The sequence below is a fragment of the Pseudoalteromonas sp. G4 genome (genome assembly GCF_028875915.1).
Classification (GTDB): Bacteria; Pseudomonadota; Gammaproteobacteria; order Enterobacterales; family Alteromonadaceae; genus Pseudoalteromonas.
This window is the reverse complement of sequence record NZ_JAPEHW010000002.1, coordinates 55,480-68,969: the sequence shown is the minus strand read 5'-3', so window position 1 is coordinate 68,969 and position 13,490 is coordinate 55,480. Positions and strand designations below refer to the sequence as shown.

Genomic DNA, 13,490 nt, shown 5'->3' with positions numbered 1-13,490 from the left:
TCCTTATTGCTGGCCTAACATAAAGTCACTTTTCGCTTGGTATTTTTCATCAGAACGATCATATACTTTTGCACCGTCGATAAATACTTGCTCAGCTTTAGCGTATACGCTGAAAGGACTTTGGTTCCAAATAACAACGTCAGCTTGTTTACCCGTTTCTAAGCTACCTACTTTGTCATCAACACCTAACGATTTAGCCGCATTTTGCGTGATCCAACGAATCGCATGCTCTTCTTTGATATCAAAACCGTTTTCATTAGCGCGGTACATTACTTTTGCAGCTTCTTGGTTTAGGCGCTGAATAGTTGTGTCAGAATCTGAGTGAACAATGGCACATGAATTTTTAACTGCATCAACAATCGCAATATTTTCTTGAACCATGTCGTAGGCTTCCATTTTAAAGCCCCACCAATCTGGCCAAAGTGCTGCACAGCTGCCGTTATCAGCTAGTAAATCTGCAATTTTGTATGCTTCAATACCGTGGTGGAAAGTACCCGCGTGATAACCAAACTCTTTTGATAGGTCAATCATCATTGCCATTTCTTCTGCTTTATAACAGTGGTTATGGATCATAATGTCACCGTCAAGCACACCGCGTAAGGTATCAAGCTTAATATCACGTTCAGGCGCATCAACAGCTAAACCTAATTGGTGATCAGCATCATACTTTTCCCAAGCGCGCTTGTATTCAGTCGCTTCAGCCCATGCGCTGCGATAGCCCGCCATATTACCCATACGTGTTGATGGCGAAATTTTACGAGAGCCATAAACGCGTTTCGGGTTTTCACCACAAGCCATTTTTAAGCCGTACGGTGCATCAGGGAATTTCATTGCTTGCATGGTATGCGCTGGTACATTTTTAAGTGTTACACCACGACCACCAAATAAGTTTGCAGAGCCAGGTAAAATTTGTAGCGACGTAATACCACCAGCACGTGCAGTATTAAAACCTGGGTCCTGTGGCCAAACTGAATGTTCAACCCAAACGTAAGCCGTGTTAGGGCTGGTCATTTCGTTACCATCTTGGTGCGATTCAACCGATGGGTTAGGATAAGCACCCAAATGAGAGTGAACATCAATGATACCTGGAGTTACCCACTTACCATTTGCGTCAATAACACGTGCACTTGCATGCGATAAATTTTCACCAACTTGTGAAATTTTACCATTTAAGATTAATACATCTGCATTATCTAAGCGCTCACCAGTACCAGTTAATACTGTGGCATTTTTAATTAGTAGCTCAGCACTTTCATACGGTTGATAAGTACTCGGGTATGGGTTTTTGTTAATTGATACATGCTCACCTTGCGGTGCTTGTTTGTTACAAGCAGCCAAACCAAGTGACATCGCAACAACTAACGCAGAAGGGATAAATCTTTGCATTATTGTTATTCTCCGAAAAAATACTGTTTAAATGTATCTAATAAAAACCGCAATTGCACACTTTTACGGTAAACACACACGTATTTGCCATAAACAAATGTAAACATTACAAATGCAATCGGAAATAAAGCTGATCCTTGTCTTCAATAACACTTATTTTTATTAAACTGGCATAGTCTAAATGAAGCGATTGATGACAAGATAAATGAGGTGGAATACCTAACACAAATTGCACAATTTCACGCATTACACCGGCATGGGTTACTAAAAGCACCTGCTTGCCTAAAGATTGTTTACATAAGCTATTAAATACCTTGATAACCCGTTGATTAAAGTGCGTCATAGTTTCACCGTTTGGCGGTGTAACTTCGTATGGGCATTCAAAAAAGTGCATTATATTAGTGTTTGATTCCTCGAACAGTTCACTCAATAGTTGACCATCCCAATCACCAAAGTTCATTTCTGCTAAATCAGGATTTTCAATAAAGTTAGCTTGTTGTTTTGTTGCTAATTGCTTTGCAAAGTATGCACAACGGCTAAGTGGCGATGAAATAACAGCATCAAATTGTAAATTGGCTACAGCAACTTCCATTTGCGCAAGTCCCAACTCTGTAATTGCAAAGTCAGTAATGCCTCTAAGGCAATTATCACCCTCTGGTAAACCATGGCGAAGCAAATAGATATTAGTCTTTTTTGAGCTCATAAGGGATGCCTGCAATGGTAAACGTCACATTATTTGAAATTGCGGCTACAGCTTGATTTAACCAACCTTGTTCATCTGCAAATTGTCTTGCTAGAGGGTTGTCAGGCGTAATTGAAAAGCCGACTTCATTAGTTACCATAATGACTGTGTGCTGAGTATCTTGAAGCCATTCAAGAAATAATGCTTTTTCATTTTGCCAATCAATTTCTTCGTAGTACAAACAGTTATTGAGCCAAACAGTTAGACAGTCGATAAGGATAACCGCTTTATTGTCGATTTTTGCTAGCGTATGTGTGAGCTTAGGGCCGCTTTCGCGTGTTTGCCAATGATCAGGACGCGCGTCTTTATGATGTTCAATTCGCTTTGTCATCTCATCATCAAATGCTTCAGCAGTGGCAACATAAACTACATTCGTGTTTTGCTCTTTTGCAAATTGATCCGCCAGTTTTTCAGCATGTCGTGACTTGCCAGAACGCACACCGCCAATCACTAAATATTTATTCATTCTTTCTAAAAGCCCTTGTTCCTCTTGGGTTTGTCACGCACAATAGCTAAAAAAATATTGGAAATCCAGATGTCTACTGGCATTGACTTGACACAACTCATTCAAAACACCATCAATGGTAAAATTAAACCCCTTGGTTCACTTGGCAAAATTGAAAGCCTTGCAGCGCAAATAGCTGGGGTTCAAATCACCGAACCATCACATAACAAACTCCATTTACAAAACCCAAGTTTACTTATTTTTGCAGGCGATCATGGCATTGCAAAACACAACGTAAGTATTGCACCAAGTGATGTTACAAGCTTAATGGTTAATTGTTTTATCAACGACCAAGCTGCTATAAACAGTTTTATTAAAGATACTGATTGGCAATTACACGTTATTGACTGCGGAATTCAAGTGGAGCTGCCAGCAAATAATAAGTTAATTAATGCGCGCTTGGGTAATTGCTGTGGCGATATTAGTGAAGTCCCTGCATTATCAGATTCACAATTTCAACAAGCCCAAATTAACGCTGAGCAAATTATTACTAATTTAAATACCAATATTATTGGCTTTGGTGAAATGGGTATCGCTAATACCAGCCCTGCGAGTGCGATTTTTGCAAAGCTGTTTGGTTTAAGTGCAAACGATATTGTCGGTGTTGGTACTGGGATCAATAATGATCAGCTAGCTATAAAACGCAGTCTTATAGATAAAGCGATTTCACGAATAGATTCAACCGAGCCTAAAAATATTTTAAGAGAGCTTGGCAGTTTCGAAATAGCAACAATGGCTTTTGCAATGCTTACAGCCTTTAAGAAGAATAAATTAATTATTGTCGATGGCTTTATTGTCACCGCTGCTGCAGCAATAGCGCTTGCTATTGAGCCAAAGATTAAAAGCCACCTTATTTTTGCCCATGTTTCAAATGAATCGGCTCATAAGCAGGTGCTAGCACGTTTAAAGGTTGAACCACTGCTAGACTTATCGCTTCGTCTTGGCGAAGGTACAGGGGCTGCGCTTTCGCTTCCTTTAATTCAAGCCGCCGTTAATTTTTATAATCATATGGCAAGCTTTGACGATTTAGGGATATCCCTTTAATGAAGCTATCCTATGAAATATCGCTATTTAAATTAGCCCTCAGCTTTTTAACGCGTATTCCAGTTAAGATAACTGATTACTCAGATGAAAAACTTAATGAGGCTACGGGCTATTTCCCATTAGTTGGTGCACTTATCGGGGCAATACTGGCAGCTAGCTTTTATGTTCTTTCGCTACTATTTCCAGTTGAACTCGCTGTTGTTTTGGTGATTGTAATTGGTTATATGCTAACAGGTGGCTTTCATGAAGATGGCCTTGCCGATGTTACAGATGGGTTTGGTGGTGCTTTCGAGCCTCATAAAAAGCTGGAAATAATGAAAGACTCTCGCTTGGGTACCTATGGCACGCTTACGCTTATTTCGTTATTTGCGATTAAATACCAAGTGTTAGTAGCAAGCAGCCATATTTTGCTTTTACTGGTTATAGCACATACCCTGAGTAGAACATTTGCCACCAGCATTATTGGTAAATGCCCATACGTTACAGCTGATTCGCTGAGTAAAGTAAAACCAGTGGCCAAACAGCTTTCTATTAGTGCAGAGAAACGACTTTGGCTAACCTTTGCTTGCGTTTGTATAGTGATATTATTTGTGGGCGTAACTATCGCTCAACTAATCATCTTGATTGTGAGCTGCTTTCTTTTAAGAGCCGTACTAATCGGTTGGTTTAAAAAACATATTAATGGTTATACCGGAGATTGCTTGGGCGCAGCTCAACAAATTTATGAAGTCTTTGTATATTGCCTGTTACTTCTCTTTTTGGATTAAAAATGTCAGATAAATTCGAACAACATCAAAAACGTCAAGAAAAAATCAAAAAAGCCGTCGACGAAAAAGTGGCAAAGGCCACCATTGAAAAAGGACTTTTTCTAGTAATTACAGGTAATGGTAAAGGCAAATCCACCAGCGCTTTTGGTACCGTTGCACGTGCTGTTGGTCATGGCCAAAAAGCCGTTGTTGCACAGTTTGTTAAAGGAGGTTGGGAGTGCGGTGAGCGTAATCTTTTAGAAGGTGCAGGCACTACTTTCCACGTGATGTCTACTGGCTTTACTTGGGAGACTCAAAACCGCGATTCGGATACCGCAGCGGCACAAGCTGTTTGGCAAGAAGTTAAAAAATCCCTTAGTGATGACAAGATTGATTTAGTGGTACTCGATGAAATCACCTATATGATCAACTACGACTATATTGATCTTGATGATGTACTTGAAGCAATAAGTAATCGCCCTAAAGAGCAATCAGTGATAGTTACAGGGCGAGCGGCACATCGAAAATTAGAAGAACTTGCTGATACGGTTTCTGAAGTGCGTAACGTAAAACACGCTTTTGATAACGGCGTAAAAGCCCGTAAAGGCATCGACTGGTAAATAATTTAAAAATAATTTTCCCAATTTATTGCAAACTACACATATTAACGCCATGAAAAATGGCGTTTTTTCTATTTCCTCGACACATTTGAAATACTCTTTTACACCCTGTCACGTTAGGTTAACAGCATTTTTTTAAATTTCAGCGACTATATATGTACGTTCAAACAAAACGTGAACACTTTAAATTTAAACAATGTTGGAATGAGGAATTTGACATGAAAGTTTTAGCTGCAACCTTAGTTAGCGCAACACTACTAGCATCAGCAAACGCATCAGCAGATACACAATTTGTGGCACTTGATAATTCGCCAGGCACTGAGCTTTGTATGGCGTTTGCATCAAATAAACCGTTAAAAATGCAAAAAGCGATTAAGAACAATCGTGTTAAAAAGCATCAAATTGATGACAAACTAGCTTGCAATAATATGTCACTCGCAGAATTTGCAAGTGTGTATGGCCTTAACCGTACTAGTAAGTTTATGAATTTAGATGTGAGTACATCAACAAGCATTAAAGATTTAGCAATGGCAAAAAAAGAATTGGTGTATATCTCAGGCAGTAAGTAATGACGAGACAAAAAAAAACGGAGGGACAACCCTCCGTTTTCTCAAGAAGCTAACAGCAAGCTGTTAAATAAAATGGGCAAGTAGGCCAAATAAACCACCAAACACCCCACCCCATACAACAAGCCAACCCAAGTGTTCCTTGATAAGGTTTTGGATAAGCTCTTTTACAAGTTCAGGCGTTAATTCCGCAAGACGCGCTTCTATAATCGCTTCAATTTTTGACTGTAGCTTCTCGGCACTGGTATTTGAGGTTAATTGTGTTTGCACCGTGTTATGAAATACTTCTGAGCTACTAATTTCAATCAGTGAAGATTGCATTTTTTCGATAAACGGTTGTTTCATCGGCTCAAGCACAGCAGTACCACCAAACATACCAAGCATCGCACCAAACTGTGAGTTTTCGATTACATCAACCAACGAATCAAATGCTGGGTTTAAATCGGTGTTTTCAATAATAGGTGTAAAGTCGATGCCTGTTTCACTACTATCAAGCTCTGCCGACATTAACTTGTTAATGTTTTCTTGTGTGAAGAATTGCGACATAAACAAGCGCTTTATCGCGTCTTTAATTTGTTCAAATTGATTTGGAATAACCCCTGAGCCATAAAGACCTGGCACCTTTTCAAATAGCATATGTACCGCAAGCCAGTTTGTCAGTGCACCTGACAATGCAAATAAACCAATACTTAACAGCCATGGTAACGACAAGAAAAAACCAGCAACTGTTAATAAAACTGCGACAACATTGGTGATAGCGTGCTTGTTCAACTAACCCTCCAAAATAAGCTAAATCCAAATCGCGGCTATTTTAAAGTTTGCCTTTAACCCTAGGCAAGGCAAAAAACAAATAATCGCCATATTTATGTGCTTTTTTGTAAACAAAGCTCAAAATTTATCTGCCTTGACTATAGTTACTTTGTGCAACTACTTCAGGCTTAGATGAATTCACCATATAGTTGTGAAAGTATGCTTACGATTTCATTAGGTCTTTATGCTAAAGCGTTAAAGGAACCCCTATGTGGAACTCATTACTCAATGAATTATCAGTTGTGTTACACAGAGATTTCTCATCTGCAACGAAAAGCCAATTGGCCTCTTCGCGTAAAGAACGACTTTATAAATTAAGTGATGACAAACAGTCTTTCTTTATAAAAGTGGCAACAAAAGACTATTTAGATAAGTTTGAACAAGAACGTATATGTTTAAACACTCTCACAACAGAAAGTGTATTTTATGTTGCCGACTCGATATTAGTCGGCCAAAGCACTGAGTTTGCATACCATGTTATTGAATGGTTGGATTTAAGCGAAGGAACTCCTGAAAACTGGTATGCATTTGGGGTTACGCTTGCAAAGTTGCATAAAAAACACCGTCAAGAAATGTTTGGTTTTGACACTGATAACTATATTGGCGACTCTCCTCAGCCAAACGAATGGCATAAACATTGGGATATTTTCTTTGCTGAAAAGCGCATAGGATACCAACTACAACTTCTTGCTGATAAACAGATACATTTAGTCGACATTGACCAATTTGTTGATACTGTTAAACAGATTTTACACCCCCACCATTGTTTACCTTCTCTTTTACACGGTGATTTATGGCGCGGTAATCTTGGTTTTTGTAAAGGGAACCCGTCAGTATTCGACCCTGCTTGTTATTATGGTGACAGAGAAGCCGATATTGCGATGACAGAACTGTTTGGTAAATTTCATAACGAGTTTTATCAAGGGTACAACGATACCTACCCTTTATCAGATAAATACCAGCAGCGTAAACACATCTATAACCTTTATCATTTACTCAATCATGGAAATTTATTTGGTAATCAATACATTGAAGATGCCCATTTAAGCATCGTTAAAATCCAGCAAAATTATGGTCTAGACTGAGCGCAAAAACAGGTGAAATATCAGTTTTCAACTACACTTAAACAAGTATTACTGTTGTTGGAAACTGTTATGCGAGACCATAAATTTCAACGTATTTCATGCCCTCATTGTGGCCATCATGTTGATGTAGAGATGGACACCACTTCTGGCGATCAAGATTACTATGAAGATTGTGCTGCATGTTGCAACCCTATCCATCTCAATATGCATATTGATAGGATTTACAACAAAATAGAGCTAAGCGTCGACAGCGACGACGAACAAGTTTTTTAAGTTTATTGGGCAAAAAAAGAGGCGCAATGCGCCCCTTATAGCCCTTTTGATTTCATATATCGCTCAATGGTTTCAACAATAGTATAGGTTTGTTGATCAACCTCGATATTAAACTCGGTACCAATTTGTGCTAAGCCCAAGTTGGTAACTTCGAGCGTTTCTGGGATCAAATGCAAATAAAAGCCATTTTGGTGCACTTCACCAACCGTTAAGCTACAGCCGTTAACACTGATAAAACCTTTATAATTAATATATTTAAGCCACTTTTCTGGTAACGATAAGTAAATTGCACAATTATCTTGCTCACGCTCAATTGATTCAACACGTGCTACTGTGTGTATATGACCCGATACAATATGCCCGCCGATTTCAGTACCAAATGTCACTGAGCGTTCAAAGTTTACTTTTTGCCCTTGTTTAAGCTGCCCCAAATTAGTCAGTTTTAAAGTTTCATCAATCACATCAAAATGTACTTGGCCAACCACATCTTTATTACCAAGCTCATAATGCACTACTGTTAAACAGCAACCATTGATTGAAATGCTCGCGCCAATATCTAAATGGTTCAAATACGCATTGGGTGTAGACAAAACTAGGCGCATTACTTCACCACTTGTGGAAACAGATACCACCGACGCCTTTGTTTGTACAATACCAGTAAACATTTAATTCCTATCTATCTCTGCATTCAGTAAAATACGATTTTCCTGATTTTGCTAGAATGCGCAAGTATGACGTTTAATGTTTTTGAGGCGAGGTATATTCTTCGCTTAGCTGTTCCTGTTTTTATTGCCCAAGTAACCATGATCTTGATGGGCGTTGTTGATACTGTAATGGCAGGTCAAGTAAGCGCATATGACTTGGCAGCACTTGCGATTGCACTAGGTATATGGAACCCTGTATTACTTACTTTATTGGGTGTACTTTTGGCACTTACTGGCATGGTGGCGCAAAATTTTGGCGCCAAAAAGCTGTTTGCAATTCGTCATGATATGTTCCAGGGCTTTTTCTTAGCCTTTGTACTTACAGCATTAGGCTTATTACTTATCAACTTTGTCGAAATCCCAATATCCTATATCCAAATGGAGCCTGAAGTAGCAGGTTTGGCTCTTGGTTACATTAATTATGTCAAATGGGGATTACTCGGTTTTTTGATTTACAATGTACTGCGCTGTGTGTGTGAAGGCATGGCTTACACAAAGCCTGCCGTGTACATTGCTGCGATAGGGCTTGCGATAAATATTCCTGCAAACTACGTTTTCATTCACGGAAAACTCGGTTTTGATGCATATGGCAGCGCAGGCTGTGGTATAGCAACAGCTATTGTTTATTGGTGTATGGCACTTAGTTTGTTTGTGTATATGCTTTACTCTAAGCGTTTGAGAGGCAGGTTTTTATTTTCTCGCGCCATCAAACCAAAACTATCTACTATCGCAAGCATTACCAAGCTTGGCACTCCCATTGCCCTAGCACACTTTTTTGAAGTAACGCTATTTGCCTGTATTCCGCTCTTTATCGCACCACTTGGTGCTATTGCCGTCTCAGGTCACCAAGTAGCTGCAAGTGTCTCTACCGTATTATTTATGATCCCACTCAGTCTAGCACTCGCTATTTGTATCCGCGTTGGTAATCTAGCGGGGCAAAAAAACTATGATGCGGTTAAAAAAACCGTTTCTACTAGCCTTTTACTTGCGTTAATGATTTCGACTGTCGTTGCGCTTATAACCTTTTTATCGCGAAGCGTCATTGGCAGTGTGTACAGTGATAACGCTGAGGTAATCGCCCTTGCCAGTGCCATTTTAATATTGGCCTGTTTTTATCAATTACCTGATGCTTTGCAAGTTGCAGCAACGGGTATTTTAAGGGGCTTAAAATACACTGCGCCTATCTCCTACATTACATTTATTTCGTATTGGTTAATCGGATTTAGTTTAGGCTACGTATTGGCATTAACAGATATCATCGTAGAACCAATGGGGCCAGAAGGTTTTTGGCTCGGCATTATTGTTGGATTATCTACCGCTGCGGTTTTACTAATAGCGACAGTGAGAAAACGACTTGCTCAAGCACCTTTTAATATTTCTTAGTATTGTTGTTACCAGCTTCACCTTTGTTGGGTGCTCAAAAGCACCCAATTCACTTAATGCGGATTATCATTCGCGCCTGCAAAGCCAGATTAACCTACCCCCATTGATCACCTACTCTGATAGCCACAAACTTATAACGCCACAATTGAGCATTGAGCATAGTGCTACCATAGGCATTCTACAGTTAGCAAAAATTCAGCATTGCCAACTAGGGCAGTTAATCGCAGAGCGTAATTCACAACTTGGTAAAGTTGCAGGAGCAAGTGCTCAGTTTGCTTATCATGTTAAATTTATTCAGTTGTTACCCAAATGTTTCGATACTTTGAATGATAATGCGCTTAAAAATCAACTAAACACCGTTTACAGAGATAAAATCGCCACACTTTTCATTAGTTGGCAGCACATGATCTTTCAAGATCCGCAGCTAGCATCACTCCATAAGCCTACCTCTTACTCACTTATGGACATTAACGAGGATGATAAACAAGCCGCATTAAATAGTTTGCGTTTTTTCAATCAAACAAAACAGGCAATTTTGACTAAACAATTTGATGCAGTTGAAATAAACCAATTAGAAAATCACTTACATGCACTTTATAAAAATAGCTATGTTGCAAGCTTATTGAGGGCTATATATGAACAAATCGATATATTGAAGCAGCAAAATGAAGCGTTGAAAACTATCCCAATCGACGTTTTATGTAAGAAAGGTCACAACACACAAAAGGCAGAGGTGTTAAGTAATATTTTTACAAAGTTTTATGGCAGTAAAATACAGCAATATCACAATTTGCTCCTTCGTGAATATGCGTTGATCCATCCTGAACTTACCTCCCTTTGGCTAAATGAGATTTCTCAGCCTTATGATAGCGACTTGCCTTTTCACCCACTTGCTTTAGAAAGCAGTTTAAAATCACTATCTGTAAAGCATGTTACATGGTGGCAAACCCTGTATAAATCCTGCGGTATTGTTCCGGGTAGATGAGCACGCATACAATTTGCATATAAATCCATCAGTTAAACGGGGTTATGCAAAATTATGCTTGTACAACAAAAAATTCTATGTAGAATGCGAAGCATAAATAGAGGGTCTGTAGCTCAGTTGGTTAGAGCGCCACGTTGACATCGTGGAGGTCGGTGATTCGAATTCACTCAGACCCACCATTTATCTTCATCTACTTCAAATTAAAGTATTATCTCAAGTAATTCATCTTAAATTAACAATCTTTTATATTTAATTCTGTACTTTGGTTTAGCCAAGGATTAGCAGCCAACTCTTCAATTTTACGTTTTACACCCGAAAGACTATCGATCAATTCACCATCGACCAAAAAGCGACAACCCTTCGACGGGTGTGTTGGCATCATTCTTACTGCCGCCGTGTATTTACCATGAGATACAAGCAGATTTTTAGATTGTGCAAAATCACCATATTTTAGCGATGATAAACATATTCGATTAATTTTTTGAGGCATATTTTTGTCCATTAACTGTATATTGGAAAATAATACCTTTATTGATATGAGCACAAACTGAACAAAAAACACTCAAAATTTGCTATATGACGATCATCTAACCATTCATTACGGTTAAAGCATTTTTATTTAAGCAATTTTGTTAAGTAATGAGCTGATATAGCGCGAGATACATGAAAGATAACAATACGGATTTCTTATGTGGTTACGTTGCAACGATAAATACAAACGAAATTAGCATAACTCTTGGCCCACTAGATTGAGCGGCTATACATGTAAATTGGTATTCTATGTTACTAATGCATTGCTAACAGCTTCAAGCGCTAGCATTCCCCTTATAAATCAGTAAACTGATTTATATCTTCGGCTTAATTACTTAAATCTTAATGAAGTACTCTTTTACACTTTTTTTATTCTTACAGTTATTTATTTCGCATCAGCTTTTCGCTAACAACTTTTCAATCACTAAACAGACACCCAGCAACGATTTCAAAATCAATACAAATACCCATGATTTATGTAAAGTTGCCAATAGCACCTTAGACTATCTTTCGAAAGGCAAGCAATACGACCCTGCTGTTATCCATGCCAACAAATTATCAGAGTACGGTATTTCAGAAACGGATATATCACGCACTCTTAAATCGCTTTGTGAATTTGCCAAAACAGATGAAAAAAACGGCACAAACACGTTAACAAATATTCAATTTTTAAAAACACATTATGATTTTTACCGAATTACTTCGGATACATCACATGCAAAAAAACTCAGTGATAAAAAACCACTATTAAAAAACCTCACGAGCGATAAAGTACTTATGACAAAGTACTATGTGCATTTAGCTAGTGGCAGTGATGTAAAAACACAACATCATGAGTTCCCACTTTACGCTTTACCTTATGATGAAATTGATTTGTCACTTGAAGAGGCAGATTTAAAAAAACAACAGCTCACACGTTTTAAATACGGTAAACAGCAAATATTAACCGGAGCGTTAGATCATCAAAAACTTGCAAAGCCACTAATTTACCTTACCCGAGAAGACTTAGAATCAGCGTTATTACAAGGGACGATTGTTGTAGAAGTAAATGGCAAGCAACGCGTTTTTAACGTTCACCGCAATAACGGTATTGCCTATGATCGTACAATAAAGCCGTATGAGCAAAATCGTTATTGGTACTTTAAGCAAGTTAATGGCATTTTAGGCTATGGCAAAGATGCCAATCATAAAATTGAAGTATTGCCTGAAGTGACATTTGCTGGCGATATCTACCAACTTGGGCTTGGCTCTTTAGTATTTGCCAAGTTTGATTTTAAAAAGCACAGTGAATATCGTATGGCCGTTATGGCTGATACGGGTGGCGCATTTGAAAATAACTTGTATCAATTAGACTATTTAGCGGGAAGTTATCCCGGCATAAAAGCCTATTACGATGCAAATCGTCATATGCCAGACTACATTGATGCTTGGTTTATGGTTTTAAAAGGAGATACAAAATGATTGATGATCTTAAAGGCGATGAATCATGGCGTATGTTTCGTATTATCAGCGAGTTTGCCGATGGTTTTGATAAACTATCAGACACCGGCCCTGCTATTTCAATATTTGGATCGGCGCGCTTAGATGAAAATGACACGTACTATCAAGCAACCGTAGATATTGCAAAGCGCTTTGTTGAAGAAGGCTTTGCCGTTATTTCTGGCGGTGGCCCTGGCATTATGGAAGCTGCAAATCGCGGTGCAACCAAAGGGAAAAGCATTGGCCTTAATATAGAGTTGCCCCACGAGCAGATCCCCAATCCATATCAAAACGAACAACTGGACTTTAGGTACTTTTTTACCCGTAAGGTAATGTTTTTAAAATACTCTATGGGCTACATTTGTATGCCAGGTGGCTTTGGTACGCTTGATGAAACATTCGAATCACTCACCCTTTTACAAACTGGCCGAATTTCTAAAATGCCTGTTGTGCTATTTGGTAGCGAGTTTTGGCAAGGTCTTGTTGATTGGATGCAGCAACAACTTGTTAAAAAAGGATTGATTGACCAAAGTGATTTTTCGTTGTTCACTGTGACTGATGATATTGAAGAAGCGGTGTCAATTATCACCCATCATGCAAAAAAACATCAACCACAATAACTAAAAGGTGT

Annotated in this window: 16 protein-coding genes and 1 tRNA gene; 11 read left to right on the top strand and 6 right to left on the bottom strand. The window is 38.7% G+C overall.

Annotated elements, in window-relative coordinates; translation table 11 throughout:
• Nucleotides 1–3: 3 nt before the first annotated feature.
• From ON073_RS01435 to cobU, 3 genes are all read right to left on the bottom strand, one after another.
• On the bottom strand, nt 4–1,386 hold the full coding sequence (locus ON073_RS01435) for an amidohydrolase (RefSeq protein WP_274760081.1): 1,383 nt from the start codon (nt 1,384–1,386) through the stop codon (nt 4–6).
• A 106-nt stretch (nt 1,387–1,492) separates the two neighbouring features.
• Nucleotides 1,493–2,089: a histidine phosphatase family protein gene (locus tag ON073_RS01430; RefSeq protein ID WP_274760080.1), complete on the bottom strand. Its 597-nt coding sequence runs from the start codon at nt 2,087–2,089 to the stop codon at nt 1,493–1,495.
• Nucleotides 2,070–2,594 carry a bifunctional adenosylcobinamide kinase/adenosylcobinamide-phosphate guanylyltransferase gene (gene cobU / locus ON073_RS01425; protein ID WP_274760079.1) on the bottom strand — a complete coding sequence of 175 codons (525 nt, stop codon included), beginning with the start codon at nt 2,592–2,594 and terminating at the stop codon, nt 2,070–2,072. Before cobU ends, ON073_RS01430 begins: the two co-directional genes overlap by 20 nt.
• A 69-nt stretch (nt 2,595–2,663) precedes the next feature.
• On the opposite strand from cobU, the gene cobT reads away from it, so the two are divergent.
• The 4 genes from cobT (at nt 2,664) to ON073_RS01405 (ending at nt 5,612) form a co-directional block, all read left to right on the top strand.
• Nucleotides 2,664–3,677 carry a nicotinate-nucleotide--dimethylbenzimidazole phosphoribosyltransferase gene (gene cobT, locus ON073_RS01420; RefSeq protein WP_274760078.1) on the top strand — a complete coding sequence of 338 codons (1,014 nt, stop codon included), beginning with the start codon at nt 2,664–2,666 and terminating at the stop codon, nt 3,675–3,677.
• A complete protein-coding gene (gene cobS, locus ON073_RS01415) occupies nt 3,677–4,444 on the top strand; it encodes an adenosylcobinamide-GDP ribazoletransferase (protein ID WP_274760077.1) in 768 nt (255 codons plus the stop codon). Before cobT ends, cobS begins: the two co-directional genes overlap by 1 nt.
• Before the next feature lie 2 nt (nt 4,445–4,446).
• Complete coding sequence (gene cobO / locus ON073_RS01410) at nt 4,447–5,043, top strand: cob(I)yrinic acid a,c-diamide adenosyltransferase (RefSeq protein ID WP_274760076.1); 597 nt, start codon at nt 4,447–4,449, stop codon at nt 5,041–5,043.
• A gap of 218 nt (nt 5,044–5,261) precedes the next feature.
• Nucleotides 5,262–5,612 carry a DUF3718 domain-containing protein gene (locus ON073_RS01405; RefSeq protein ID WP_274760075.1) on the top strand — a complete coding sequence of 117 codons (351 nt, stop codon included), beginning with the start codon at nt 5,262–5,264 and terminating at the stop codon, nt 5,610–5,612.
• A 63-nt stretch (nt 5,613–5,675) separates the two neighbouring features.
• Here ON073_RS01405 and ON073_RS01400 read toward each other — a convergent pair whose 3' ends face one another.
• Nucleotides 5,676–6,380: a DUF445 domain-containing protein gene (locus ON073_RS01400; protein ID WP_274760074.1), complete on the bottom strand. Its 705-nt coding sequence runs from the start codon at nt 6,378–6,380 to the stop codon at nt 5,676–5,678.
• Between the two features lie 248 nt (nt 6,381–6,628).
• Here ON073_RS01400 and ON073_RS01395 point away from each other — a divergent pair, with 248 nt between their 5' ends.
• Together ON073_RS01395 and ON073_RS01390 are read left to right on the top strand one after the other, a co-directional pair.
• Entirely contained in the window at nt 6,629–7,504 is an 876-nt protein-coding gene (locus ON073_RS01395) for a fructosamine kinase family protein (protein ID WP_274760073.1), read from the top strand.
• Nucleotides 7,505–7,573: 69 nt separating this feature from the next.
• Nucleotides 7,574–7,777 (top strand): CPXCG motif-containing cysteine-rich protein, encoded by a 204-nt coding sequence (locus ON073_RS01390; RefSeq protein WP_274760072.1) that lies wholly within the window; start codon nt 7,574–7,576, stop codon nt 7,775–7,777.
• A 35-nt stretch (nt 7,778–7,812) separates the two neighbouring features.
• On the opposite strand, the gene ON073_RS01385 is transcribed toward ON073_RS01390, so the two are convergent.
• Complete coding sequence (locus ON073_RS01385) at nt 7,813–8,442, bottom strand: riboflavin synthase subunit alpha (RefSeq protein ID WP_274760071.1); 630 nt, start codon at nt 8,440–8,442, stop codon at nt 7,813–7,815.
• Between the two features lie 66 nt (nt 8,443–8,508).
• On the opposite strand from ON073_RS01385, the gene ON073_RS01380 reads away from it, so the two are divergent.
• The 3 genes from ON073_RS01380 (at nt 8,509) to ON073_RS01370 (ending at nt 11,028) form a co-directional block, all read left to right on the top strand.
• The gene (locus ON073_RS01380) at nt 8,509–9,864 is read left to right on the top strand and encodes an MATE family efflux transporter (protein WP_274760070.1); all 1,356 of its coding nucleotides are present in this window, start codon (nt 8,509–8,511) and stop codon (nt 9,862–9,864) included.
• Nucleotides 9,836–10,849, top strand: coding sequence for a DUF3080 family protein (locus tag ON073_RS01375; protein WP_274760069.1), 1,014 nt, complete (start codon nt 9,836–9,838; stop codon nt 10,847–10,849). The genes ON073_RS01380 and ON073_RS01375 overlap by 29 nt, the downstream gene beginning before the upstream one ends.
• Before the next feature lie 102 nt (nt 10,850–10,951).
• A tRNA-Val gene (locus tag ON073_RS01370) sits at nt 10,952–11,028 on the top strand.
• A gap of 53 nt (nt 11,029–11,081) precedes the next feature.
• On the opposite strand, the gene ON073_RS01365 is transcribed toward ON073_RS01370, so the two are convergent.
• Nucleotides 11,082–11,339: a hypothetical protein gene (locus tag ON073_RS01365; protein WP_274760068.1), complete on the bottom strand. Its 258-nt coding sequence runs from the start codon at nt 11,337–11,339 to the stop codon at nt 11,082–11,084.
• A 386-nt stretch (nt 11,340–11,725) separates the two neighbouring features.
• Between ON073_RS01365 and ON073_RS01360 the strand changes: the two genes are divergently transcribed.
• Together ON073_RS01360 and ON073_RS01355 are read left to right on the top strand one after the other, a co-directional pair.
• Complete coding sequence (locus tag ON073_RS01360) at nt 11,726–12,841, top strand: MltA domain-containing protein (RefSeq protein ID WP_274760067.1); 1,116 nt, start codon at nt 11,726–11,728, stop codon at nt 12,839–12,841.
• Nucleotides 12,838–13,479, top strand: a complete 642-nt coding sequence (locus ON073_RS01355) for an LOG family protein (RefSeq protein ID WP_274760066.1) — start codon at nt 12,838–12,840, stop codon at nt 13,477–13,479. Before ON073_RS01360 ends, ON073_RS01355 begins: the two co-directional genes overlap by 4 nt.
• Nucleotides 13,480–13,490: the final 11 nt, after the last annotated feature.